This window comes from Streptomyces violaceoruber (assembly GCF_033406955.1).
In the GTDB taxonomy this organism is placed as follows: Bacteria; Actinomycetota; Actinomycetes; order Streptomycetales; family Streptomycetaceae; genus Streptomyces; species Streptomyces violaceoruber.
This window is the reverse complement of record NZ_CP137734.1, coordinates 7,949,343-7,973,040: the sequence shown is the minus strand read 5'-3', so window position 1 is coordinate 7,973,040 and position 23,698 is coordinate 7,949,343. Positions and strand designations below refer to the sequence as shown.

23 protein-coding genes and 1 pseudogene are annotated in these 23,698 nt (G+C 73.6%); 12 read left to right on the top strand and 12 right to left on the bottom strand.

Features of this window, described 5'->3' with window-relative positions; translation table 11 throughout:
- Positions 1-51 precede the first annotated feature (51 nt).
- From R2E43_RS35995 to R2E43_RS35985, 3 genes are all read right to left on the bottom strand, one after another.
- A complete protein-coding gene (locus R2E43_RS35995) occupies positions 52-1,650 on the bottom strand; it encodes an FAD-dependent oxidoreductase (RefSeq protein WP_332056980.1) in 1,599 nt (532 codons plus the stop codon).
- Between the two features lie 47 nt (positions 1,651-1,697).
- Entirely contained in the window at positions 1,698-2,807 is a 1,110-nt protein-coding gene (locus tag R2E43_RS35990; protein ID WP_063739092.1) for a LacI family DNA-binding transcriptional regulator, read from the bottom strand.
- A 154-nt stretch (positions 2,808-2,961) separates the two neighbouring features.
- A complete protein-coding gene (locus R2E43_RS35985; protein ID WP_093455452.1) occupies positions 2,962-3,483 on the bottom strand; it encodes a GNAT family N-acetyltransferase in 522 nt (173 codons plus the stop codon).
- 328 nt (positions 3,484-3,811) lie between these two features.
- Here R2E43_RS35985 and R2E43_RS35980 point away from each other — a divergent pair, with 328 nt between their 5' ends.
- Both R2E43_RS35980 and R2E43_RS35975 read left to right on the top strand, forming a co-directional pair.
- Positions 3,812-4,396, top strand: coding sequence for a sigma-70 family RNA polymerase sigma factor (locus R2E43_RS35980; RefSeq protein WP_011027261.1), 585 nt, complete (start codon positions 3,812-3,814; stop codon positions 4,394-4,396).
- Complete coding sequence (locus R2E43_RS35975; RefSeq protein WP_265695635.1) at positions 4,396-5,148, top strand: anti-sigma factor; 753 nt, start codon at positions 4,396-4,398, stop codon at positions 5,146-5,148. Before R2E43_RS35980 ends, R2E43_RS35975 begins: the two co-directional genes overlap by 1 nt.
- A 236-nt stretch (positions 5,149-5,384) precedes the next feature.
- Here R2E43_RS35975 and R2E43_RS35970 read toward each other — a convergent pair.
- Positions 5,385-6,172: pseudogene (locus tag R2E43_RS35970) on the bottom strand (FAD-dependent oxidoreductase); the annotation flags it as partial.
- Between the two features lie 174 nt (positions 6,173-6,346).
- Between R2E43_RS35970 and R2E43_RS35965 the strand changes: the two are divergent.
- The 3 genes from R2E43_RS35965 (at position 6,347) to R2E43_RS35955 (ending at position 9,477) form a co-directional block, all read left to right on the top strand.
- On the top strand, positions 6,347-7,108 hold the full coding sequence (locus R2E43_RS35965; RefSeq protein WP_003978227.1) for an alpha/beta hydrolase: 762 nt from the start codon (positions 6,347-6,349) through the stop codon (positions 7,106-7,108).
- Between the two features lie 203 nt (positions 7,109-7,311).
- Positions 7,312-8,946 carry an ABC-F family ATP-binding cassette domain-containing protein gene (locus R2E43_RS35960; RefSeq protein WP_093455454.1) on the top strand — a complete coding sequence of 545 codons (1,635 nt, stop codon included), beginning with the start codon at positions 7,312-7,314 and terminating at the stop codon, positions 8,944-8,946.
- 75 nt (positions 8,947-9,021) lie between these two features.
- Entirely contained in the window at positions 9,022-9,477 is a 456-nt protein-coding gene (locus tag R2E43_RS35955; RefSeq protein WP_003978225.1) for a flavodoxin family protein, read from the top strand.
- Between the two features lie 137 nt (positions 9,478-9,614).
- On the opposite strand, the gene R2E43_RS35950 is transcribed toward R2E43_RS35955, so the two are convergent.
- The 3 genes from R2E43_RS35950 to R2E43_RS35940 form a co-directional block, all read right to left on the bottom strand.
- Positions 9,615-10,274, bottom strand: coding sequence for a fasciclin domain-containing protein (locus R2E43_RS35950; RefSeq protein WP_003978224.1), 660 nt, complete (start codon positions 10,272-10,274; stop codon positions 9,615-9,617).
- 307 nt (positions 10,275-10,581) lie between these two features.
- A complete protein-coding gene (locus tag R2E43_RS35945) occupies positions 10,582-11,514 on the bottom strand; it encodes a M56 family metallopeptidase (protein ID WP_003978223.1) in 933 nt (310 codons plus the stop codon).
- 6 nt (positions 11,515-11,520) lie between these two features.
- A complete protein-coding gene (locus R2E43_RS35940) occupies positions 11,521-11,949 on the bottom strand; it encodes a BlaI/MecI/CopY family transcriptional regulator (RefSeq protein WP_011027265.1) in 429 nt (142 codons plus the stop codon).
- A 105-nt stretch (positions 11,950-12,054) separates the two neighbouring features.
- Between R2E43_RS35940 and R2E43_RS35935 the strand changes: the two genes are divergently transcribed.
- On the top strand, positions 12,055-12,630 hold the full coding sequence (locus tag R2E43_RS35935; RefSeq protein ID WP_003978221.1) for a TerD family protein: 576 nt from the start codon (positions 12,055-12,057) through the stop codon (positions 12,628-12,630).
- 65 nt (positions 12,631-12,695) lie between these two features.
- On the opposite strand, the gene R2E43_RS35930 is transcribed toward R2E43_RS35935, so the two are convergent.
- From R2E43_RS35930 to R2E43_RS35915, 4 genes are all read right to left on the bottom strand, one after another.
- On the bottom strand, positions 12,696-14,384 hold the full coding sequence (locus R2E43_RS35930; protein ID WP_162495087.1) for a hypothetical protein: 1,689 nt from the start codon (positions 14,382-14,384) through the stop codon (positions 12,696-12,698).
- 120 nt (positions 14,385-14,504) lie between these two features.
- A complete protein-coding gene (locus R2E43_RS35925) occupies positions 14,505-15,191 on the bottom strand; it encodes a lytic polysaccharide monooxygenase auxiliary activity family 9 protein (protein WP_003978219.1) in 687 nt (228 codons plus the stop codon).
- A 191-nt stretch (positions 15,192-15,382) separates the two neighbouring features.
- Positions 15,383-17,371, bottom strand: a complete 1,989-nt coding sequence (locus tag R2E43_RS35920; RefSeq protein WP_408649146.1) for a DUF1996 domain-containing protein — start codon at positions 17,369-17,371, stop codon at positions 15,383-15,385.
- A gap of 196 nt (positions 17,372-17,567) precedes the next feature.
- Entirely contained in the window at positions 17,568-18,581 is a 1,014-nt protein-coding gene (locus R2E43_RS35915; RefSeq protein ID WP_003978217.1) for a zinc-binding dehydrogenase, read from the bottom strand.
- A 111-nt stretch (positions 18,582-18,692) separates the two neighbouring features.
- Between R2E43_RS35915 and R2E43_RS35910 the strand changes: the two genes are divergently transcribed.
- Together R2E43_RS35910 and R2E43_RS35905 are read left to right on the top strand one after the other, a co-directional pair.
- Positions 18,693-19,277, top strand: coding sequence for a TetR/AcrR family transcriptional regulator (locus R2E43_RS35910; protein WP_030862858.1), 585 nt, complete (start codon positions 18,693-18,695; stop codon positions 19,275-19,277).
- Positions 19,278-19,377: 100 nt separating this feature from the next.
- Positions 19,378-20,175, top strand: a complete 798-nt coding sequence (locus R2E43_RS35905; protein ID WP_011027270.1) for an SDR family NAD(P)-dependent oxidoreductase — start codon at positions 19,378-19,380, stop codon at positions 20,173-20,175.
- Here the strand turns inward: R2E43_RS35905 and R2E43_RS35900 are convergent.
- Positions 20,172-21,128 (bottom strand): IS481-like element IS1649 family transposase, encoded by a 957-nt coding sequence (locus tag R2E43_RS35900; protein WP_161270167.1) that lies wholly within the window; start codon positions 21,126-21,128, stop codon positions 20,172-20,174. The genes R2E43_RS35905 and R2E43_RS35900 overlap by 4 nt on opposite strands.
- A 179-nt stretch (positions 21,129-21,307) precedes the next feature.
- Between R2E43_RS35900 and R2E43_RS35895 the strand changes: the two genes are divergently transcribed.
- Genes R2E43_RS35895 through R2E43_RS35880 form a run of 4 tightly spaced genes read left to right on the top strand, consistent with a single transcriptional unit; the run spans position 21,308 to position 23,694 of the window.
- Positions 21,308-22,003, top strand: a complete 696-nt coding sequence (locus R2E43_RS35895; protein WP_003978214.1) for a class I SAM-dependent methyltransferase — start codon at positions 21,308-21,310, stop codon at positions 22,001-22,003.
- 42 nt (positions 22,004-22,045) lie between these two features.
- Entirely contained in the window at positions 22,046-22,363 is a 318-nt protein-coding gene (locus R2E43_RS35890; RefSeq protein WP_003978213.1) for a gas vesicle protein GvpO, read from the top strand.
- A gap of 36 nt (positions 22,364-22,399) precedes the next feature.
- Complete coding sequence (locus tag R2E43_RS35885; RefSeq protein WP_030862863.1) at positions 22,400-22,912, top strand: gas vesicle structural protein GvpA; 513 nt, start codon at positions 22,400-22,402, stop codon at positions 22,910-22,912.
- The gene (locus R2E43_RS35880; protein WP_011027273.1) at positions 22,909-23,694 is read left to right on the top strand and encodes a GvpL/GvpF family gas vesicle protein; all 786 of its coding nucleotides are present in this window, start codon (positions 22,909-22,911) and stop codon (positions 23,692-23,694) included. The genes R2E43_RS35885 and R2E43_RS35880 overlap by 4 nt, the downstream gene beginning before the upstream one ends.
- The last annotated feature ends 4 nt before the right edge of the window (positions 23,695-23,698 follow it).

Below are 23,698 nucleotides of genomic sequence, written 5' to 3'. Positions count from 1 at the left end.
GCGGGGCAGGTGGTGCTGCCCCGCCCGAACTCGCGCCGCGCGCGGGGTCGTTCAGTAGCCCCTGACGTCGGGCCAGTGACGCTGTACGCCGTTGTGGTCGAGCACCCTGGCGAACTCCTCGAACCGCTTGTCCTCGGCCTGCACCTGGTGCGGCTCGACGTCCTCGGCGAGGCAGTGGGCGGCGAGGGCTCCGGCGACCTCGCCGACGTTCCACTCCACCGGGTGCAGGCGGTAACAGCCGTTGGTGATGTGGGTGGTGCCCAGGTTCTTGCCGGCCGGCAGCAGGTTGCGCACCCGGCGCGGGACGAGCGCGCCGAGCGGGATCTCGAAGGGGACGGAGCCGATGTCGACGTAGCCGTCGCCGCCGGTGGAGGGGTGCAGGTCGATGCGGTAGTTGCCGACGCCCACGGAGTCCCGGTGGCGGGTGCGGCCGTAGGGGCCGAGCAGGTCGATGGAGACGTCGTGCTCGGTGACGGTGGTGACGGCCTTGATCCGGCGGGACTCGCGGACGTAGGCCGCCTTGGCGAGGCCGTCGGCGGTGCCGGTCACGTCGGGTCGCGGGCGCAGCCCGGGGAAGCCGGTGCCGCCGTCGGTGCGGGGCGCCTCGGTCTGGAGCCAGTACAGCACCGAGAGGGACAACTGCCGTGCCTCGCGCAGGGCTTCGGCCTCCTGGCCGATGTAGGGCTTGAGCCAGTAGTCGTTGAGCGGCCAGTTGACGAGGGTGATGTCGGAGTCGAAGGCGCCGTCGGTGTGCAGCTTGCGGGCGAGGATGCGGCGGAAGCCCCACAGCTCCTTGTCGCCCGCGTCGGCGCTCTGGTCGGCGCTGACGGCCAGCGGGTCGAGGTCGGGGTTGGGTTCGAAGGTGCGCGGCACCGGTTCCAGGGTGCGGGGGTCGGGGGCCTCGAAGCCGAGCAGCGGGCCCGGCCAGAAGTCGGGCTTGTAGTCGCGCCAGAAGTCGTAGTCGGCGGGCCGGTCGATGGTGTGGTCCTCGCCCTCGTGGTGGGAGAGGGCGAAGCAGACGGTGATGCCCTGCTGGTTGCCCGGCTGGGCCCGGTCGGGTGCGTGCGGTTCGTCGAACTCGGCCCGGGACTCGGCGCCGTTGACGTGCTCGACCCCGGCGAGGTGCAGCAGTTCGCCGGTCTCGGTGGCGTCCAGGACGTAACGGGCGGGGACGGTGCGGCGGGTGCCGTCGCGGAGGTCCTCCAGGGTGACGGCGCGTACGACATCGTTGTCGGTCTCGGCGGCCACCGGGCGGTGCTCGGTGAGGACGGTGAGGCGTCCGGCCGCCCGGTGCGGGGCGAGCATGCCCTCCAGGACGGCGAGGGCGACGCGCGGCTCGTGGCAGAGCTTGCTGACCCGGCCCGCGCCGGGGTTGAGGTCGGTGAGGGCGGCGGCCTCGGCGCGCAGGGGGTACCACTGGCGGTAGTACTGCCGGATGCCCTCGCGCAGTCGCCGGTAGGTGGCGGTGGTGCCGAACTGTTCGACCCACGGGTGCTCGTCGGGCGGCACGGCCTGGCTGGTGAGCTGGCCGCCGATCCAGTCCGTCTCCTCGGTCAGGACGACACTGCGGCCGGCCCGGCAGGCTGCGAGGGCCGCGGCGACGCCGCCGAGGCCGCCGCCGACGACGAGGATGTCGGGTTCCGGTATCACGCTGCTGCTCCTTGAGTGGTGCGGTCGGTTCAGTGGGTGGGGTGGGTTCAGGGGACGGCCGGGGGGCCGGCGGTCGCGCCCGCTCTGAAGGCGCAGGCGACGAGGGTGCCCTCGGCGGGACCGCCCGCGATGCGGGTGGCGAGCAGCCGTACGGCCTCCGCGCCGAGCGCCGGGCGCGGGATGTCGAAGCCCATCGGCGCCGGTCCGTCGGCGAGGTCGGCGGGCGGGCTGCCGAGCAGCGCGAGCGACACCTGGCCGGGGCAGTCGAGGCCCGCCGCGTCGACGGCGGCGCGCAGCGCCCGCCATGCGGCGCCGGTGTCGGTCTCCTCGGCGACGAAGGCGGTGACGCCGTCGGCCACCCAGGCGCGGACCCGGTCGGCGGTGAGGTCGCCGCGCGGGTCGCCGGAGCGGAAGACGGCGTCGGGTCCGGCGGGCAGACCACTCGCCGCGAGCCCGTCCAGGAAGCCGCGTTCGCGGTCGGTGGAGGCGGGGGCGTCGTCGTCCTCGCGGACGAGGAGGACGCGCCGGTGACCGAGCCCGGCGAGCGCGGTGACGACCTCGCGGCTGGCGCTGACGTAGTCGGCTCCCACCCAGGCGAGGCCCTCGGGCTCGTCGCGCCGGCCGACGTGGACGACGGGGAAGTCGTCGGCGACCAGTCGGCGCAGCGCGTCCGCGGGGGCGTGGCGGCCCAGGAAGAGGCAGCCGTCCGCCAGCCGTACGCGGTTGAGCGCGCCCGCGCCGCCGGCGCCCGCTCCCCCGGTGCTCGACCCGGTGAACAGCACCAGGTCGTAGCCCTGCGCGGCGGCTTCCTGCTCCACGCCGACGAGGAACGGGTAGTACGAGTGCCGGACGTCGGTCGGGAACGTCGCGGTGAAGCTGAAGACGCCGAGCAGGTTGTTGCGGGCGGCGGCGAGCCGGCTGGCCGCCGGGTCGGGGACGTAGCCGAGGCTGTGGGCGGCGTCCAGGACCTTGGCTCGGGTCTCCGCCGAGATCGGCCGACCGGTGGCGAGGTCGCGCCCGGACAGCACGAGGGACACCGTCGCCTGCGAGACTCCGGCGAGCCTGGCCACCTCCGCCTGCCTCGGCCGGGCCCGCCGGCCGGCCGGCGCGGGGGCCCGCCCCGGCCTCGCCCGCCCTGCGGCTTCCTTCGCCACCACCGCTCCTCTCCGTCGCGCAAAGCTTGTTAATGCGCATTACCTAATGCGCATTAACAAGCAATGTGAAGGACCGCGGGCGTCGGGTCAAGGGGCTGCGCCGAGAAAAGGCCGCGTGGCGGCGGGAGAAGCTCCCACCGCCACGCGGAGTGTCGGTTCAGATACCGAACGGCGCGGCGTACCGGACGGTCCCGGCGGGCAGCGGGTGGGCGGCGTCCAGGGTGAGGGCCATCAGGGCCTCGTCCGGGACGTCGATGCTCAGCCGGATGCCGTGGGCGGAGGCCCTGCCGAAGCCGAAGCGGGGGTAGTACTCCGGGTGTCCGAGGACGACGACGTGGTGCTCGCCGAGGCGCCCGGCAGCCGCGAGCGCGGCCCGGACCGCGGCCGCGCCGGCGCCGCTGTTCTGGTGCTCGGGCCGGACCGCGACGGGCGCCAGGCACAGTGCCGGGCTGTCCCCGATGTGGCAGCGGGTCAGCAGGGCGTGCCCCACGGGCCGGTCGGAGTCGTCCACCGCGACGAGGGACAGACCCGCGATCCACGCCCCGGCGTCGGCGCGCAGCGCGTCGACGAGGGCGGCTTCCTCCGGTGTGGGGAAGGCGGCCCGGACGATGTCACGGATGACGGGGACGTCGGCGCCGGTCTCGGCGCGGGTGTTCCAGGAAGAACGGGAAGAGGACATGGCGGAATGAGAATCCGTTTCTGGGGTTGCGTTCGTGGGAGGCGGGGTCAGGCCGCCGCTCGGGACGCGAGGGAGACCGCGAGGGACATCCGGGCATCGCGAAGGACGGCGTCGAGCACGGTCATCAACCTCACCTCCCTGTCCTCCCGCTCCTGTGGAGCACGATCGAACGCGAACGCGGTCACTATACCCATGCCGCCCGTGGGAGGGTGTGCGGTTGCCGAGAGCACCGCGGCTTCGCGCGGCCCTCGACCAATCCGCGGGCCGCGCGGCCCCGGATTACGCGGGGACATCCCCCGCCCGTCGCGCATTCTTTGGAGCAACCGTCGTGAAGGAAGCCGTGCACATCGGCAGAAATCCATCGTCCCAGCCCGATCTGCAGCAGTTGATCCGGGAGGTCGCCCTGGGCGATCAGGACTCCTTCGCCGCCGTGTACGACGCGGTGGCGGGGTCCGTGCTCGGGGTCGTCCGGGCGGTGCTGCGCGACCAGGCGCAGTCGGAGGAGGTCGCGCAGGAGGTGCTGGTGGAGGTGTGGCGCACGGCGCCCCGCTACCGTCCGGAGCGCGGCACGGTGATCAACTGGGTGCTGACCCTGGCCCACCGGCGGGCGGTGGACCGGGTGCGGTCGGTGGAGGCCGCCGCGGCCCGCGACCACAGGGCGGCGCTGCTCGACCGGACACCCGAGTACGACGAGGTGACCGAACAGGTGGAGACCCGTCTGGAGCGGGAGCAGGTGCGGCGCTGTCTGCGCACCCTGACCGACATCCAGCGCCAGTCCGTGTCCCTCGCCTACTACCGCGGCCTGACCTACCGGCAGGTGGCCGAAGCGCTCGCGCTGCCGCTCGGCACGGTCAAGACGCGGCTGCGCGACGGTCTCATCCGGCTCCGTGACTGCCTGGGGGTGAGCGCGTGATGCGCACCGAGGACCTGCACAGCCTGACGGGCGCCTACGCCCTGCACGCGCTGCCCGACGACGAGCGGGAGGCTTTTGAACGCCATCTGGCGGGCTGCGCCACCTGCGAGCAGGAGGCCCGGGAGTTCGCTGCCGCGACGGCCCGGCTGGGGCTGGCCGCGACGGTCGTCCCCGCTCCCGCGCTCCGGGACCGGGTGCTGCACCGCGTCACCGCGGTGCGCCAGGTCCCGCCGGGCGGTGGCACGGCGGAGAAGGCACGGCGCGTCGTGCCCCGGGGACGCGGCCTGGCCCGGTGGGCGCTGGCGGCCTGCGTGGCAGCCGCGGCGGGGCTCGGCGGCACGGCGGTGTGGCAGTACGAGCGGGCCCAGGACGCCGGGCAGCGGGCCGCGCGGGCCGAGCGGCGGGCCGAGACGCTCGCCGGGGTGCTGGCCGCGCCGGACGCCGAGTCCCGCACGGCGCGGCTGGCGGCCGGGGCGAGCGGGACGCTGGTCGTCTCCGAACGCCAGGACCGGGCGGTCTTCCTCGCCTCCGGCATGGCCGAGCCGCCGCGGGGCAAGGTGTACCAGCTCTGGTTCGACGACCACGGCACGATGCGCTCGGCGGGCCTGATGGATCCGGGCAGCACCAGTCAGGCGGTGCTGATGGACGGCGCCGTCGACGGCGCGGCAGGTGTGGGCATCACGGTCGAGCCGGCCGGCGGTTCGAAGCAGCCGACCTCCGACCCGATCGCGCTGCTGAGCATGCCGGCCTGACAGGGTGGGGGCCGCGGCCCCCACCCCCACCGGCCGAGTCCCACGCGGACCGGGGCCGGCGCGGCGGACGGGGAAGAAGCCGCTGGTGCGCGCCGCGTACTCGGCCCGACCCGGCCGGTCCGCCATGTGCCGCTCGAGCAGCCGCTTCCCGCTGCCGCCGATCAGCGGGTAGCTCATCACCAGCGGGGAGACGACGGACACCGCGGCGGCCGCGGGGCCCGCGTCGCAGGCGATCGGGTGCCGTCGGCGGCGGTGGCGTCCACGCCGTCCGCGTGCCGGGGCACCGTGCGGACCGGGGTGGCGGTGCGCACGTCGGGCAGCCGCTCGGCGATTCCGGTCGACGCGGGCGCGGGAGCCGCCGGTGACCGTGCGCCAGACCGGGGAGCCGCCGACGGCGAGCATGCCGTGGTGGTGCAGGAAGCGGAACAGGTGGGCGGCCGGGTGGCGCAGGGCGGTGGCGGCGTCGCAGGACCGGACGGCGGAGACGACGGGCGTCATGAAGTGGGCGCGGAAGTACGGTGAGAAGCCCTCGCGGTCCAGGAACCCGCCGAGCGTGAGGGCCTGGTCGGCGTCCTCGTGAGCAGCCCGCGGGCGGCGCGGTGGAACCGGGGCACCTGGGCGAGCTTGCGCAGGCAGGGGCCGTTCAGGGCGTTGCGTGGGCGGGCGAGGAGCCCGGCGGGGTCGCGGGCACCGGCGTACTCCAGGCCGCAGCCCTCGCACTGTACCGACATGCTCATCTCCGACTCCTGGGTGGCGACGCCGAGTTCGTCGATGAGCCGCAGCAGGTGCGGGTAGGTGCGGCGGTTGTGCGGCGGTTGTGCACGGTGAATCCCGAGTCGACCCGGTGGCCGCGGCCGTCGGACGACGTCAGGTCGCGGGTGTGGGCGTGCCCGCCGAGGCGGCCGTCGGCCTCGTACAGGGTGACGCGGTGTGCCCGGCCCAGTATGTGTGCGGCGGTCAGCCCCGCCACTCCGCCGCCGACGACGGCGGTGCGGCGTGCGCTCTCCCCTGAACTTCGCGGCATTTCCGCTGTACCTCCACCCCACTGTGATCAACACTTGCGTGGGTGGTCCGGAGCCGTGGGGCGGGCGGACTGGAGGGCGCCGCGGACCGTTTCGGCGACCACCGGTCCGGGGGCGGCGCGGCAACGGATCATCCGTTGCGGGGAGAAGAAGGAAGCGGCAGGGAAGGGGCCGGCATGGGCACTCAGGACGATCCGTCGAGGGACCGGGCACTGCGGGTACGGCACCGGCCGCCCCGGACGCGCGCGGCCGTGCTGGTGCTGCACGGCGGCCGGGCGGAGAGCCGCAGCGCGGCGCGCCCCTGGCAGCTCGCGGCCCTGCGGATGCACCCGTTCCTGCGGGCGCTGGGGGCGGCCACCGGCCACGACGACGTCCTCCTCGGCCAGGTCCGCTACCGCAACCGCGGCTGGAACGGCGCCGCCGAGGATCCCCTGCGGGACGCCCGGCGGGCCCTCGCCGAGCTGCACGGCCTCGTCGGCGACGTACCGGTGGTGCTGCTCGGTCACTCCATGGGCGGCCGGGCGGCCCTGCGCGCGGCGGACGCCGACCCGGTACGCGGCGTGGTGGCGCTGGCGCCCTGGTGCCCGCCGGGTGAGCCGGTCGCCCAGCTCCGGGACCGGGCCCTCCTCGTGCTGCACGGCAGCCGGGACCGCGTCACCGATCCCGGCGAGTCGGCCGCCTACGTCTCCCGGGCCCGGGCTGCCGGGGCCCGGGCGGGCCTGCTGCTGCTGGAGAACGGCGACCACGCCATGCTGCGTCACCACGCCCGCTGGCACCGCACCGCGACCGCGGCGGTGGCCCACCTGCTCGCACCGGAAGCGGCGCCCTGTGAGCTGTTCGCCCGGGCCCTCTCGGCGGCCGCGCCACCGGTTCTGCGGTCGGCGCCGCCCGCCGCGTCCGACGCGGCACGCGGGCCGGTGCGGGAGCCCGGCTGCTAGGCTGGTGGCGACGTTGATCGTGCAGCGAGGGAGTCGCGGACATGGTGGGTGACGACGACATCTCCGGGTGAGACCCGGTTCCGGTAGGCCGCAGCGGGCGTGTTCGAGCGCCGTCGCAGTGGCCCCCTCGTCGTTCCCTTTTCCCGTTTCGCCTTCCGGGCAGAGCTCTGTTCTCTGCCCCTCACTGCCACGAGGTCGTCTTCATGTCCGACGCCGCTGTCCGCTGCTCCGACCTGTCCTTCTCCTGGCCCGACGACACCCCCGTCTTCCGGAATCTGTCGTTCACCGTGGGCGTGGGCCGCACCGGCCTGGTGGCCCCCAACGGTGCCGGGAAGTCCACCCTGCTCAAGCTGATCGCCGGTGAGCTGCGCCCCACCGGCGGCTCCGTCACGGTCTCCGGCGTCCTCGGCCACCTGCCGCAGGCCCTGCCCCTGACGGGTGGCCCCACCGTGGCCGAGGTCCTCGGCGTCGACGCCGTGATCCGGGCCATCGACGCCGTGGAGTCCGGTGACGTGGCCGAGGAGCACTTCGCCACCATCGGCGACGACTGGGACATCGAGGAGCGCACCCGCGCCCAGCTCGACCGTCTCGGTCTCGGCGCTCTCGCCCCGGACCGCCGGCTGAGCACGCTGAGCGGTGGCCAGATCGTCTCCCTCGGACTCGCCGCCCAACTGCTGAAGCGGCCCGACGTGCTCCTCCTCGACGAGCCCACCAACAACCTCGACGTGGCGGCCCGCGACAGGCTCCAGGACGTCCTGATGGACTACACCGGCTGCCTGCTGCTGGTCAGCCACGACCGGGAACTGCTCGACCGCATGGAGCGCATCGCCGAGCTCGACCGCGGTGAGCTGCGCTTCCACGGCGGCAACTTCACCGCGTACGAGGAGGCCGTCCGTGCCGAGCAGGACGTCGCCGAGAAGAACGTCCGCAGCGCCGAGCAGGAGCTGAAGCGGGAGAAGCGGGAGTTGCAGCAGGCCCGCGAGCGCGCCGACCGCCGGGCGAGCAACGCCGCCCGCAACCTCAAGAACGCCGGGCTGCCCCGGATCTTCGCGGGCAACATGAAGCGCGGGGCGCAGGAGTCCGCGGGGCGGGCGGGTCAGACCCACGCCAACCGGGTCGGTGAGGCGAAGGCGCGGCTGGACGAGGCGGAGCGGTCGCTGCGCGAGGAGCAGCGCATCACGCTGGACCTGCCCGAGACCCGGGTGCCCGCCGGACGCACCCTCTTCCTCGGCGAGCGGCTGCGGATCCGGCTCGGCGACAGGGACATCTTCGGGGACCGGGGCGTCGACCTGACGGTCCGCGGCCCCGAGCGGATCGCGCTGACCGGGGCCAACGGAACGGGCAAGAGCACGCTGCTGCGCCTGGTCGACGGCGACCTGGACCCGGAGGGCGGCGACATCACGCGCGCCGACGGCCGGGTCGCCTACCTCTCCCAGCGGCTGGACCTGCTGGACGACGAGCGCACCGTCGCCGAGAACTTCGCCGCCCACGCCCCGCGCCGGCCGGAGGCCGAGCGGATGAACCTCCTCGCCCGCTTCCTCTTCCGGGGCGCCCGTGCCCACCTGCCCGTCGGCCTGCTCTCCGGCGGCGAGCGGCTGCGGGCCACGCTGGCCTGCGTGCTGTGCGCGGAACCGGCGCCGCACCTGCTGCTCCTGGACGAGCCGACGAACAACCTCGACCTGGTCGGCGTGGCCCAGTTGGAGAGCGCCCTGAACTCCTACCGGGGTGCGTTCGTGGTGGTCAGTCACGACCGGCGGTTCCTGCGCGAGGTCGGCGTCGACCGCTGGCTGCGGCTGGCCGAGGGAGAGCTGACGGAGACGGGGGCGCCGGAGGAGTAGGCCGTCGGCGGCGGACCTCCCGGGTGCCATGGTGTCCGTTTGCGGTCGGGGGGTGCCGGGCGGCAGGCTGCCGGTGTGGCCACTTTGCTGATCGTGCATCACACGCCGTCGCCGAACTGCCAGGCGATGCTGGAGTCCGTCGTGTCCGGGGCGACCGCGCCCGAGATCGAAGGGGTGCGGGTGGTCCGGCGGGCGGCGCTGGCGGCCACGGCCGTGGACGTGCTGGAGGCCGACGGGTACCTGCTGGGCACCCCGGCCAACCTCGGGTACATGTCCGGTGCGCTCAAGCACTTCTTCGACCAGGTCTACTACCCGTGCCTGGACGGGACGCGCGGCCGTCCCTTCGGTTACTACGTGCACGGGGGCAGCGACACCACGGGCGCGGTGCGCGGCATCGAGTCGGTCACGACCGGGCTCGGCTGGCAGCGTGCGGCGCCCGCGGTGAACGCGACCGGGGAGCCCGGCAAGGCCGACCTGGAGGCCTGCTGGGAGCTGGGGGCCACGCTCGCCGCCGGGCTGATGGACGACTGAGCGCGCGCTGGGCGGCCGCTCGGGCGGGCCGCTTGCCCAGGGGCCCGTGTCCCGCCCGTCCCCCTCGCCCCGCCGGGGGGGCGGGCCATGGCCCGACCCGCTCCCCCGGCTCCCGGGCCGCCACGCCCGCTCGCGCCTCAGCTCTTCGGCATGAGGACGGTGTCGATGATGTAGACGTTGGCGTTGGCGGTCCTCACGTTGCCGCAGACGACCTTGGCGGAGTCGTTGACCTGGTAGGACTCGTCCGAGCCCGAGGTGGTGAGCTTGGACTTCTGCAGGGTCTCGAAGGAGCCGTTCGCCAGGTCCTCGGGCGCGAGCTTCTGCCCCACGACGTGGTAGGTCAGGATGTTGGTGAGCATGTCCTTGTCGTTGAGGACCTTGTCCAGGTCGGCCTTCGGGATCTTGGCGAAGGCGTCGTTGGTGGGCGCGAACACGGTGATGTTCTCGGCGTTGTTGAGCGTGTCGACGAGACCGGCCTTCTTCACCGCCGACACCAGCGTGGACAGGGCCGGATTGTTCGAGGCGGCCGTGGCGACCGGGTCCTTGGCCATGCCGTCGAAGGAACCGGCGCCCTCCTTCGGCACCGTGGAACAGGCCGGGCCGAACGGCTCGTCGGAGCCCGCCATGCCGCCGGAGGCGTCGGCCGACTGGTCGTCGGTCGCCGCGGGGGCGGACGACGCCGCCTGCGCGGAGTCCGAGGAACCGCTGTCGCCGTCGTCGGAACAGGCGGCCAGGGACAGGGGCAGGACGGCGGCCGCGACGACGGCGACGGCGGAGCGGCGGATACGGGCGTTCATGGAAAATCTCCCTGAAAACGGGCAGCGCAAAGGCTGCGTTGGCGCGAAGTCGTGACGCGGAGCTGAAGTGGTGTGCGGCGGGCCGCCGAGCACGCGGTGCCGTTACGTGGTGGCCGGCCGCCCCGGTTCGGGGGTCAGCCGCCGGTTCGCTGTCGGCACGGTCTCGGTTCTTCCCTCACACGGGGAATCCGGAGCGGGTCCCGACCCGGATTGGTCACTCACCCGATCGAGTGAAGAAGAAGCGGCGACACTTCTGTGACCTGCGAAACTTCCTGCCCGCCATCGCCCGTCAAGGAGTGAGGACCGGTCAGAACGGCGTCGCGGCCCGCAGGATGAGGAACATCGTGACGGCGGCGTTCGCGGACGACATCGCCGAGACGGCGGTTCCGGCGGCCGCCGCCCACGCCGCCAGACCCACCGACGTGAAGACCGGGGGCCAGGTGCGGACCGCGGGGGCGGGGCCGAGCAGGGCCGCCACCCGGCGCGGCACCGGGCCGGGCGCCGCGAGACCGGCGAGGGTGGCGACGGGCGTGCCGCGGGAGACCAGGGCCGCCTTGCCGATCGCGGTCGCGACCGTCCGCCGGTCGCCGACCGTCCGTGCGGCCGCCTCGTCCGCCCACCGCTCCGCCGTGTAGGACACGGCGGTCCGCAGCGGGCGCAGGAACGGGTTGGCCAGTGCGGCCAACCGTACGGCGAGCAGGAAGCGGTGGTGCCGGCCGGCGAGATGGGCACGCTCGTGGGCGAACAGCGCGCGCCGCTCCCCCGGTTCGAGGCAGTCGAGCAGGGCGGTGCTCACCACCACACGGTCGCGGTGTCCGCCGGGCAGCGCGTACGCGTAGGGCACGTCGTCCGGCAGCACGGCCACCCCGGTGCCCGGCAGTCCGGCCAGCGCGCGGTGGGCGGCACGGCGCACCCGGCGGTGCCGCCACAGGGTCCGCGCCGACGCCGCGACCACGGCGCACAGCGCGGGGATCGCCGCCTTGCCGACGACCTCGTCGTAGGGCACCGCCGCCCGCACCTCCGGGTCCGACCAGCCGTCGGGGAGCGGGTTGCCCGGCAGTTGCGCGGTGCCGACCACCATCACCAGGGCCAGGCACAGCGTGCTGCACAGGGCCATCACGACGGCCACGGCGGTGAGCAGCCTGGTCGCGGTGCGCGGGTGCAGGTGCTGCTCGGCCAGCCTGGCGATCGGCCACGCCGTCAGCGGCAGGACCAGGGGCAGGAAGACGAAGACTCCCATGCGGCGTCAGCCGTCCTCCGCGGCACGCGCGTGCCCCAGCACTTCGCGCAGCAGCCGTTCGTCGTCGGGGTCGAGGCCGGTGACGAAGCTGGCCAGCACGGCTTCCCGGTCGCTCTCGGCGTCCAGGACCTTGCGCATCTTCCGGGCGGCCAGTCCCGCCTGGTCGGCGGCGGGCGTCCAGGCGAAGGACCGGCCGGCCCGCTCCCGGCTCACGGCACCCTTCTCCAGGAGCCGGGTCAGGATCGTGATCACCGTCGTGTAGGCGAGGTCGCCGCCGAGGCGCTCCTGCACCCAGCCGGCCGTCGCGGGCCCGTCCGCCTCGCGCAGCGCGGACAGCACCAGCGCCTCCAGCTCACCCTGCCCCCGTCGCCGCGGACGCCGGTCATCCGTCACGGCCCGCCTCCTTCCGCCGCCGATCGTCTTCCGGAGCGACATCGTATAGAAAGCTTTCTTCTACAGTGTTGTAGATTGGCGGCAGGCACGCACACACGGAACACGACGGACACGACGGACACGACGGACACGACGAAGGAGAACGCAGTGGGAGTTTCCCTGGCCAAGGGCGGCAACGTCTCGCTCAGCAAGGAGGCGCCCGGCCTGACCGCCGTGCTGGTGGGTCTGGGCTGGGACGTGCGCACCACGACCGGCACCGACTACGACCTGGACGCCTCGGCGCTGCTCCTCGACACGTCGGGCAAGGTGCTCTCGGACGGGCACTTCGTCTTCTACAACAACCTCACCAGCCCGGACGGGTCGGTCGAGCACACCGGCGACAACCTCACCGGTGAGGGCGAGGGCGACGACGAGGCGGTCAAGGTGAACCTCGTCGCGGTCCCGGCCGAGGTGGACCGGATCGTCTTCCCCGTCTCGATCCACGACGCGGAGAACCGCGGCCAGAGCTTCGGCCAGGTCCGCAACGCCTTCATCCGGGTCGTCAACCAGGCGAACAACCAGGAACTCGCCCGCTACGACCTGTCCGAGGACGCCTCGACCGAGACCGCGATGGTCTTCGGCGAGCTGTACCGGCACGGCGCCGAGTGGAAGTTCCGCGCGGTCGGGCAGGGCTACGCCTCGGGTCTCGCCGGGATCGCCGCGGACTTCGGCGTCAACGTCTGATCCGTCGCCGTCCCGGTCTCCGCCGCCCCCGCCCCGCCCCTGGGCCGGGGCCGGGGCGGACGGCGTCACTGGCCGGTGGCACAGCAGCCCGCGTCGCCACCGGCGGCCGGGGCGGGCTCGAGGCGGCAGAAGCAGGACGCCTCGACCGGCACGTCCGCCAGGGCGGCGGCGAACCGCAGCTGCTGTGCCACGATCCGCGCCTCCCCCGCCCTGCCGAGCCGTACCAGGCACTCGTGGAGTCCGTGCAGGGCCCAGACGTTGTTCGGGTGCTGGAGCGGGCGGGGCAGGGTGTCGTCCAGGCCCAGGTCGGCCCGGTAGACCGCCTCGGCCTCGGCGGTCCGGCCCTGTTCCAGGAGCAGGGCACCGTAGGCGTGCCGGGTGGGCTGCATCCAGCCCCAGGGTTCGTCGTAGGGCAGGTTGTCGTCCAGTTCGACGGAGCGCTCCAGCGCGGCGAAGGCGGCGGTGTGGTCGCCCCTGCGGTACTCCAGCTCGCCGTCGAGCATGGCGGAGGCGATGGCGAGGATGTCGGCGCAGGTGTTGTTGAACAGCGTGCGGGAGCCGGGCACGCGGTCCACCGCCGCCCGGAACAGATCGCGTTCGGTCTCCGCCTCCACGACCCGGCCGGTGGCCGAGAGGGCGACGCCGCGGGCGTAGTGCAGCATCGCGGTCGTCACGCAGTACAGGCGCGGGTCGTCCGGCAGCGGCAGGGCGAGGATGTCCGTCCAGCGGCCGAACCGGATCAGGACGTGCACCCGCATGGCCAGGAAGGCCTCGAGCCAGTCGGCCATGGGAGGGCTCTCCACCCGCAGCAGCGCCTCGGGAACGGACGCCTCCAGGCGGGCCGCGGCGTCCAGGGCGACCTCGTACCGGCCCAGGAACATCGCGCCGTAGATCTTGAAGTGGTGGTTGTGCGCGCGGTAGAGGGTGTAGAAGTTCATCGCCCCCGACCGTGCGAGGCACTTCTCGTCGGCGGCGATCGCGGCCTCGTTGTCCGACACCACGCGGCGGTAGTCGCCGCACAGTACTTCGAGGTGTGAGGGCATGTGCAGCAGGTGCCCCGCGTCCGGGACCAGGCCGCGCAGCCGGTCGGCGACCGCGAGGGCCGCCTCGGGGGTGGGCGACATCTCCATCAGGTGGATGTAGAGGTGCACGACGCCGGGGTGGTCGCGGCCCCCCTCCGCGGCCAGGGCACGGTCCAGCACCTCCTTCGCCGCCAGGGTGCGCGCGCCCTCCGCCGGCAGCCCGGTGCGCAGGTCCCACAGCTGCCAGGGGGTCAGGTTCATCAGCGCGTCCGCGTAGAGGGCCGCCACGTCCAGGTCGTCGGGGGCCAGTTCGTACACGGCGCGCATGCCGTCGGCGTACGGCGCGTTCCACACCGAGCAGTCCTCGACGGCGCTCGCCTGCGGGTAGCGGGCGCGCAGGGCGTCGATCAGGGCCCGCTCGGCCGGCGTGGCCCGGCCGGCCAGGGCGTGGGCGCGTTCGACGGCGGCATGGGTGCGGTCGACGGTCCGGGTCAGCTCCTCGGTGTCGAAGGCATCCCACGGCTTGTTGTAGTTGGGGCCGAGCGCGTGGGCGATGCCCCAGTGGGCCATGGCGCAGTCCGGGTCCGCCGCGACGGCGGCCTCGAAACAGGCGACGGCCTCCTCGTGGTGGAAGGCGTACGTCCACACCAGCCCACGGTCGAACCACCGCTGGGCCTCGGGCGACGAGGTCGTCACCGGGCGCCCGTGGCGGCCCAGGTCGTAGTAGTCCATGGAGGGACGTATACCGCATCGGGGACGGTCCCGGAGCGCCTCGGCGGACGGTCGCACGACCGGTGTCCCCGCCGGACGCGGGCGCGACCGGCGGGGGTGGGGGGACGGGAGTGGCGCGGGTCAGCCGAAGTCGACGTCGCTGCACAGGAAGTAGGTCTGGTCCATGTGCGAGGCCTGCCAGATCGTGTAGACGACGTGCCGGCCGGTCAGTCCCGAGGTACTCACCGGGATCTCGTAGTTCTGGCTGGGCCCGTAGCTGCCCGTGCGCGCGACCTGCTGGAGGTCTCCCCAGGTCAGGGCCTGGGTGGCGGGGTCGAAGCCCTGCTTGGTGACATAGACCAGGAAGTAGTCGGCGCCGTGGCTGGCCTGGTCGTGGAGCTTGACGGTGAAGTCGTCGGTGACGTCCGTGGTCTGCCACGGGCCCACGGCGTCGAGGGAGTTGTAGCGTCCGCTCTCGGTACGGCCGCCGCTGCACAGCTGACCGTCGGGGACGACCGCCTCGAAGTCGCCGGCCGAGCCGTTGCGGTAGAGGCCGTTCCAGTTCCACATGGCGTTGGGGTCGTCCTGCCACGCCTGCCAGCACATGGGGTCCTCGTCGGCCATGGCCGGGTTCTGGAAGTCGTCGCCCCAGCGTTCCCAGCAGCCGTAGTTGCGGGAGGCGGGGTCGACGACCGAGCCGTGGGCCACGGCGGTGCCGCTCCAGGGGATCAGGGTGAGCAGGACCGCGGCCAGAGTACTGAGGACGAGGGTCGTCGCCCGTCGGGCCCTTCCGGCGAGTTGAACTTTGGCGCGATCATGACACGTCATGAGGCATCCTTCTTCCGCGTGGGGGACAGCGAGGAACAGGAACTCGCGAACAGGCATGGGAGCGCTCCCAAGGCCTGTTCGAAGACCAGGCTGCGCCAGGGTGCGGGAATTGGCAACATCCCGAATGAGCCAAACGGCGGGTGAGCGGGGAACGGCCCCGCCCACCCGCGCTCAGGCGGCTCCGGCAGCCGTTACGGCGTGCGCCGCCTGGAACGGAGCAGCAGCACGCAGCCCCCGGCGAAGAGCACGCCGCCGACCGCCGCGGGCCAGAGCCCGAGTCCGGAACCCGTCTCGGCGAGCCCGCCCTGCGCCTGCGGTGCGGGTGCGGCCCCGCTGCCGCTCACGTCGTTCGGGGCGTTCGGGGCGTCGGCGGGTGTCGTCGCGGCCCTGGGCTCGGCGCTCGCGGATGCGCCGGCGTCCTGCCCCTCGGCCGGGGGCACGGGCTCGTCCCCGCCGGTCCGCCCGTCGTTCTGCTGCCCGTTCCGCCCCTCATGTGGCCGCTCGTCCTGGCTCGCGTTCTGGCCCGGGGCCTTCCCGGAGTCCTTCCCGCCCGTCTGCCCGTCCTGGCCGTCCTGGCCGTCCTCTCCGGTGTCCGCGGGGGCCGAGGCCGTGGCGGTCTGCTCGGCCGGGGGCTCGGCGGTCTGCCCGTCGTCGTCGCCGGGCTGCTCCCCGTCGTTCCCGCCGGGCTGTTCCCCGCCCTGGCCAGGCCCGGGCCCCGGAGGTGTGTCCGGACCGCACTCACGACCGGAGTTGATGCACTCGACCATCTCGCGCATCAGGTCCTCGTCGAAGACGTTGATGAAGTCGCTGTGGTCAGTGACCGGCTTGTGCAGCTGCTCGGGGAAGGAGTCCACGGCGAACAGCGGAACGGTCCGGCCGCCGTCCTCCAGGCTGGGCGCGGCCACGTCGTAGACGACCCGCTGCACCAGTCGCGGAACGGCCCGGAACCCCTCCGGGCAACTGCCGTCGGCGGCGGCGAAGGCCATGTGGGTGCGGTGGTTGGCGCTGTCGATGTTGCGGCCGTCCCAGCAGCTCTGGAAGGTGAAGGTGCGCACCACGTCGCTGCCCGAGGGGCACAGCGGGTACTTGTCCTTCAGCTGCCGGTCCTCGAAGCCGGTGCAGCTCCAGGAGGCGTTCGCGTTGGTGTTTCCGTTGACGAACGCCTTGGCGTCGCCGGTGATGATGCGCAGCAGCCGCGGCATCTCCGTGACCTCGCCGCGCTCGTTGCCCTGGAACGTCAGCGTGACCTCGTCCGGCGTGACGATCTCGCCCGCGTTGCCCTCGATGCCGCCGCCCGGCGACTGGGCGTCCTGTTCGTCGGAGCCGTTCTGGAGCCGCAGCACGGGCCAGTAGTACGAGGACTTGTCGCCCTGGTCGGCGCAGCTCGTGTCGCCCGCGGCCAGGTTCTCGTCACTGGCCAGGGCGTTGTTGGCCTGGTTGCCGACGTAGTCGTGGAAGTGATGGGCGCCGTTGCTCACGCCGGGGGCGGCGATCAGGTTGTCCGAGTTGAACAGGCCCTCGGCGTTGACTCCGCAACTGGTGGCGAAGGAGCCGGTCGAGGCCTTCTGCTGCCGGGGCGCTCGCGCGGCGTTGGGCCGGACGGATTCGATGCCGACGTAGTCCGCCGCCACGGGGCCGTTGCCGGCCTGTCCGCCGTTGCCGGGCTGCTGCTGCCCGTCACCGGGCGCCTCGCCCCCGTCGTCCTGGCGCCCCTGCTCCTGGCCCTCTTCCCGCTCCTGGCCTTGGCCTTGTCCCTGCTCCTGCCCCTGCTGGGCCGGGCTGCCGCTCCCCGCGTCCGCCGACGCGACCTCGGTGCGGCGCAGGGTGCACTCGGCCAGGGCGTCCAGGCCCTCGGGGCGCCGGCCCGCCCGGTCGATGGCGGCGGCGATGCGCTCGATCGTCGCCGCGCGTTCCTTCTTGAGCGGGTCGAGGATCGCGCCCTCGTCGAGCGTGCCGTCGTCCGCGGCGCGGGCGGCTTCCTGAAGCCCGCGGTAGGCGGCGGCGATCTGCTCGTCGAGCTGGGCGAGTTCGGTGTCCACCGTCGGTCTGGCCTGCTCCGGAACGGCCGTGAGCCGCTCGGTCGGATCGGGGCAGTCGACGGTGGCCGCGATTCCGGAACTGCCCAGCGGAACGGCGGGGTTGCCGGACTCGGTCGCGGAGGCGAAGACGTTCACGGCCACCAGTCCGCTGCCCCCCAGTATCAGCGCGACCGCTCCGAAGGTCGCGCGCCGCGCCCCGGTCGGGCGTCTGCGCCTGTTGTGTCCCAAGGCGTGCTCCTGTGTCGTGACGGACTCGGGCATGAAATGCCCCCGGCTCCATACGGAACCGGGGGCCGGAGCGTTCACACGCCGCTGGGATTCTCAGCTTTCCCTCACCTCACGGGCGCAGCACCAGCCGGATCGGGTCGCCCTCCTTCTTCTCCAGCCGGGCGACCGCTTCGGCGGCCTCGGCGAGCGGCAGCACCCCGCTGACGGAACCGGAGAAGTCCAGCCGTCCGCCCTGGATCAGCCGCAGGAGCTGCGGCAGGGCCACCGGCATGTCGGAGCCGTAGTGGCCGAGGATGCGCTGTTGGAGGTAGCTGAACCGGGTCCCGTCCGTGACGGTGAGCGGCTTGTCGGTCAGACCGGCCAGGACCAGCCGCCCCTTGGGCGCGAGGACGGACACGGCCTGCTCCCGCACCGGCGGCACGCCCGCGAAGTCGAAGGCGGCGGCGAGCCCCGCGCCGCCCGTCGCCGCACCGACCTTCTGCCGGAACTCCGGGTCGGCGGAGTCCAGGGCCAGGTCGGCGCCCGCGGCCAGGGCCCGTTCGCGGGCGACGGGGCTGGGGTCGACGGCCACGACCGGGCAGGCGCCGATCGCCCGGAGCAGTTGCACGGCGTGGACGCCGAGGCCGCCGACGCCCCACACGCCGACCGCCTCGGCGGGCCGGACCTCCCCGGTCTCGGTGATCGCGCCCCACGGGGTGGACACGGCGTCCGGGATGATCGCGCCCTGTTCGAAGGGGATGGCGTCCGGCAGCGGCGTCATGGCGTCGGCGGCGCAGAGGGCGTACTCGGCCCAGCCGCCGTCGTAGTCGACGCCGCGGGTGTAGGTGACGCCGTCCCGCCGCTCACCGGCGTGCAGCACCACCCGCTGCCCCGGCGACCAGGCGGTGACGCCCGCCCCGGTCCCGGCGACGGTGCCGGAGACCTCGTGGCCGAGGGTGACCGTGTCGCCCCGGAGGAGGAGCGGGGTGAGGGTGCCGTCGATGAGGTGTACGTCGGACAGGCAGACGCCGGCCGCCTCGACCTTGACCAGCACCTCCCCCGGGCCGGGCTGCGGGCGGGGCACCTCTTCGAGCCGCAGTGTGCGGCTCGGGACGTGCAGGCGGGCGGCGAGCATCTGCGCCATGACAGGACCTCCTCGGTGCGGCGACCTCTGGACGGTCCCCAGCGGCCCATCGCAGGTCGACTTGCGTTAACCGTACACCCAATGCAAGCCCACTTGCATTACGCTGTTCCGATGAGCTCACCGGAACCCCCCGCCCCGCCCCTGCGCCGCCGTGGGGAGCGCATGCGGCAGGCCGTACTGGCGGCCACGGTGGAGCTGCTGTCGAGCCAGGGCCTGGCGGGCGCGACGGTCGGCGCCGTGGCGCGCGCGGCCGGGGTGCACGAGACCTCCGTGTACCGGCGGTGGGGCACGCGGGAGAACCTGATCCTGGACGCGCTGACGACCGAGCTGGACGCCGCGCTGCCGGTCCCGGACACCGGGCGGGTCCGGGACGACCTGCTGGCGTTCTTCTCCGCCCTGGCCCGCCTGCTGGGCACCCCGCAGGGCCGGGCGCTGCTGCGGCTGAGCGTCGAGCACGACGACACCCTGGAGGACCGGCGCGGCCCCTACTGGAGCGAGCGTCTCGACCGCGCCGTGGTGATGGTGCGGCGGGGCGTCGGGCGCGGCGAGCTGGCCGCGGACACGGACGCCGGGCTGCTGGTCGAGGCGGTCAGCGGTCCGCTGTTCGTGCGGGTGCTGCTCAGCGGGGCGCCGTTGGACGACGCGCTCGTACGGGGGCTGGTGGACCTGGCCCTTGCCGGGGCCCGTCCGCGGTGAGCGGTCCGCCCCGTGGTGGACCGTGCGGGTGCGACGGCCCGGATCGGGGCACCCGGCGGTCCTCAGGGGGCGGCGCGGGTGCGCCGAGGACGGAGGAACCATGGACGGCAGCAGGCCGCTCGCCCTGGTCACCGGGGCGTCCAGCGGAATCGGGTACGAGCTGGCCGCCCTGTTCGCCGAGCACGGCTACGACCTCGTGGTCAACGCCGAGGACGAACGGCTGGAGCACGCCGCCCGGCGACTGCGGGAGACGGGCGTCCGGGTGCGGGCCGTGCGCGCGGACCTCAGGCACCCCGACGGCGTGGACCACCTGATCGCCGCCCTCACCGGACTCGCGGTGGACGTGGCGGCCCTCAACGCCGGGGTCGGGCAGGGCGGCGCCTTCGTCGACACCGACCTCGCGGACGACCAGTCCGTCATCGACCTCGACGTGACCGCCACCGTGCGGCTCGCCAAGCCCCTCCTGCGGGACATGGTGGCGCGCGGGGTGGGGCGGCTCATGTTCACGTCCTCGGTCGCGGCGACGATGCCGGGCTCGTTCCAGTCGGTCTACAACGCGTCGAAGTCGTTCGTGCAGTCCTTCGCTCAGGCCCTCCAGGAGGAGGTCGCGGGCACCGGTGTCACGGTCACCTCCTTCATGCCGGGGCCGACCGAGACCGACTTCTTCCGGCGGGCCGGCATGGTGGACACCAAGGTCGGCACCATGCCCAAGGACGACCCGGCGCAGGTCGCCCGGCAGGCGTTCGACGCCGTCATGAAGGGCCGCGGGAAGCTGGTCACCGGCTCGGCGAAGACCAAGGCCCAGGGGGTGGCGGCCAAGGTGCTGCCCGACCGCGTCAAGGCCGCCGTACACCGCCGGACAGCCGAGCCGGGAACAGCACGGGGCGGGGGCGGCTAGATGTGTTGTTCGGAGAGGTTGGTGCCGCGGCTGGCGGGTGTGTGGCCGCCGATGCCGGTGTGGGGTCGGTGGTAGTTGTACCAGTGCAGCCAGTGGGTGAACGCTTCCCTGCGTTCGTGGTCTGAGGTGTAGGGCTTCTGGTAGGCCCATTCGTCGAGCAGGGTGCGGTGGAAGCGTTCGACCTTGCCGTTGGTCTGGGGCCGCCAGGGCCTAGTCCAGCGGGGGCTGATGTCCAGGTCGCGGCAGGTGTTCCGCCAGGTGTTCTTGCTGTAGGCCCAGGCGTTGTCGGTCAGGACCCGTTCGATGCGGATGCCCAGGGATGCGAAGTAGGCCGTGGCCCGGACGAGGAAGGCAGCGCAGGTCGGGGCGGTCTCGTCGGGCAGGTCCTCGGTGTAGGCGATGCGGCTGTGGTCGTCGAGGGCGGTGTGCAGGTAGGCCCAGCCGGCGCCGTTGGTCCGGCTGCGGTGGCCTTCGGCCCGACCGAGAGTCTTGTGGCCGCCGCCGTCGGGGATCCGGCCCAGCTTCTTGACGTCGATGTGGACCAGTTCGCCGGGTCGGGCGCGTTCGTAGCGGCGGACGGGCTCGCCGGTGGCCCGGTCCAGGGCGGCCAGTGGCGGCAGGCCGTGCCGGACCAGGATGCGGTGGGCGGTCGAGGCGGCGATGCCGCATCGGACGGCCAGTCGTAGCGGCCCGATCCGGTGCTCGCGTCGCAGCCGGAGAACGTGCTCCTCGACGGCGGCCGCGGTCCTGCGAGGCTGGTGGTGCGGGCGGCTGGAGCGGTCGCTCATTCCGGTGACGCCGAGCTGCCGGTAGCGGCGGGCCCAGCGGCTGGCGGTGGTGTGGCTGACCTGGAAACGCTCGGCCGCCCGCCGCACGGGCCATCCGTCCTCGACGACGCAGCGGGCCAGGCGGAGTCTCCCGGTCTCGGTCAGCGGGGCATTACGGTGGACCACGAGGGCCTCCTGAACTCGGTGGAGATGTCGCAATCCACACCGAACCTGGAGGCCCTCACCCATTTCAAGAACCCAGCACGCGTGTCACCAACGTCCCGGGACAACACAGCTAGAGGGTGTCCCGCGGGGCGCGCGTCGCCCGAAGGGCCCCTTGTCGGCGGCTCGCTCCCGGTGGAACGATGCCGGGGCACCGGCTCACCGCACCGAAGGGACCGACCGTCGTGACCGACGACCAGGAACACCCCCGGGCGGCCGCCGCGTTCGACGCGCTGGGCGTCGAGTACGAGAAGGCGTTCGCCGCGTCGAAGACGCACCGCCGGTCACTGGAGTGGCTGCTGGCACGGCTCGCGCCGGGCAGCCGGGTGCTGGACGTGGGCAGCGGCACGGGGCGGCCCACCGCCGAGACCCTCGCGGGCGCCGGGCACGAGGTGCTGGGCGTCGACGTCTCCCCCGTCATGGTGGAGCTGGCCGCACGGCAGGTGCCCGCCGCCACGTTCCGGTGCGCCGACATCCGTGACGTACCGCTGGCGGACGAGTCGTTCGACGCCGTCTGCGTGTACTTCTCGCTGCTCCAGCTCGACCGGGCGGAACAGAAGGATCTCGTCCGACGACTGGTGCGGCTGCTGAGGCCCGGGGGTCATCTGGTCCTGGCCACCGTGCCGCTGGACGTGGAGGGCGTCGACGCCACCTTCATGGGGCAGCCGGTGCGCGTGACCAGCTTCCCCGCGCAGGAGCTGATCGCCCTGGCCGAGGAAGCCGGGCTGGAGGTGCTGGCGCAGGAGGCGTCGATGTTCACCCCGGCGCACCCCGACGCGCGGCCGGAGCCGCACCTCTTCCTGCACTGCCGGCGCCCCCAGCCGCCCCGGATGGGGTAACCGGGCACGCCAGGAGCGGGGTCCCACGGTCACAGTGGGCACATGACAGAACCTGGCGAGCGACGGCGCCGCACCACTTCCACCGCCACGCGCGAGCGTGGCGTGCGCGATGCCCGGGACGCCGCCCGGCGCGCCGCCGACGCGCTGTCCGAGCTGATCCGGCACCACCTCGAAGGAGTCTCCGCGGTGTGCCGGGGCGAGGACGGCGGCTGGATCGTCAACGTGGACGTGCTGGAGGTGGCGCGCATCCCCGACACCACCAGTCTGCTCGCCACCTACGAGGTCGAGCTGGACCCGGCGGGCGACCTGCTCCAGTACCGCAGGATCGCGCGCTACCGGCGCGGGGCCCAGGACCAGTGAGCGGACCGTGAGGCCCGCACCCGGAAGGACCACCGCATGATCACCTACGACGACGAGGTCGTCTGCGCGCCCCGCGCCGGAACCCTCTACGACGTCCTCGAACTCATCCTCGACCGCGGCATGGTGATCGACGTCTTCGTGCGCGTCTCCCTCGTCGGCATCGAGATCCTCAAGGTGGACGCACGCATCGTGGTCGCGAGCGTCGACACCTACCTCCGGTTCGCCGAGGCCTGCAACCGGCTGGACCTGGAGCACGACGTGCGCTCCAAGACCGTTCCCGAGATGTTCGGCAGCCCGATGGCCAAGACCGTGGGCCGGGCCGGTGCCAGGCGGACGGCACGCTCCCTGACGGACAAGGTGCGCGACGTCCTCACGCCCGAGCACGAACACGAGGACGAGCCGGAGGAGGCGGAAGACCGTCCCCGCGCGGGCGCCGAGCGCGGCAGGAGCACGCAGCGGCCCCGCAGCCGGCCCGCCGCGCGCCCGCGCGACGAGGACGACCGCCCCCGTTCCCGCCCCCGCCGGCGCACCGAGGAGGAGGACCGATGACCGCGCCCGCCACCACCCGGGCCCCCGGATCCGCTCCCGAGGCGGCCCCCGCACCGCAGGCCCTGTACGTCTACGGCATCACCCCGGCCGGAGTCCGCACCCCGCGTTCCGCGGGCGTCGACGGCGCCCCGGTACGGCTGCTGACGGAGTCCGGGCTGTGCGCCGCGGTGTCGGCCGCGCCCCCGCGGCTGCGGCCCCGGCGCCGTGACCTGCTGGCCCACCAGTCCGTCCTGGACGAACTGGCGGCACAGGGACCGGTGCTGCCCATGCGGTTCGCGGTCCTCAGCCCGCGCACCGACGTCCTGCACTCCCAACTGCGCTCGGACGCGGCGCACCTGACGGCGCAGCTCGACGGCGTACGGGGGTGCGTGGAACTCAACGTCAAGGGGACGGTGGTCCCCGGCCACTTCGCCGATCTGGTGCGCCGGGACGACAAGCTGCGGACCCTGGCCCTGCGGACCCGGCGCCGGCCGGACTACGAGGCCAACGTCCGGCTGGGCGAGGCGATCGCCCTCGGTGTGCGCCGCGAGGCGCGACGCGCGGCCCGGGAGGTCGTCGACCGGCTGGCCCCGCTCGCCGTCCGTACCGTCCAGGGCGCGACCGACGACGAGCAGGTGCTCAGCGCGTCGTTCCTGCTCCGCTCGGCCGACGAACCGCGGTTCAGGGAGGCGGTGGCGGAACAGGCCCGGGACCGCGGCGACCGGCTGGCCCTCAGTGTGACCGGTCCCCTGCCCTGTTACAGCTTCGTCGACCCGCGCCCCGCGGCACCGGCCGGCCGGTGACGGC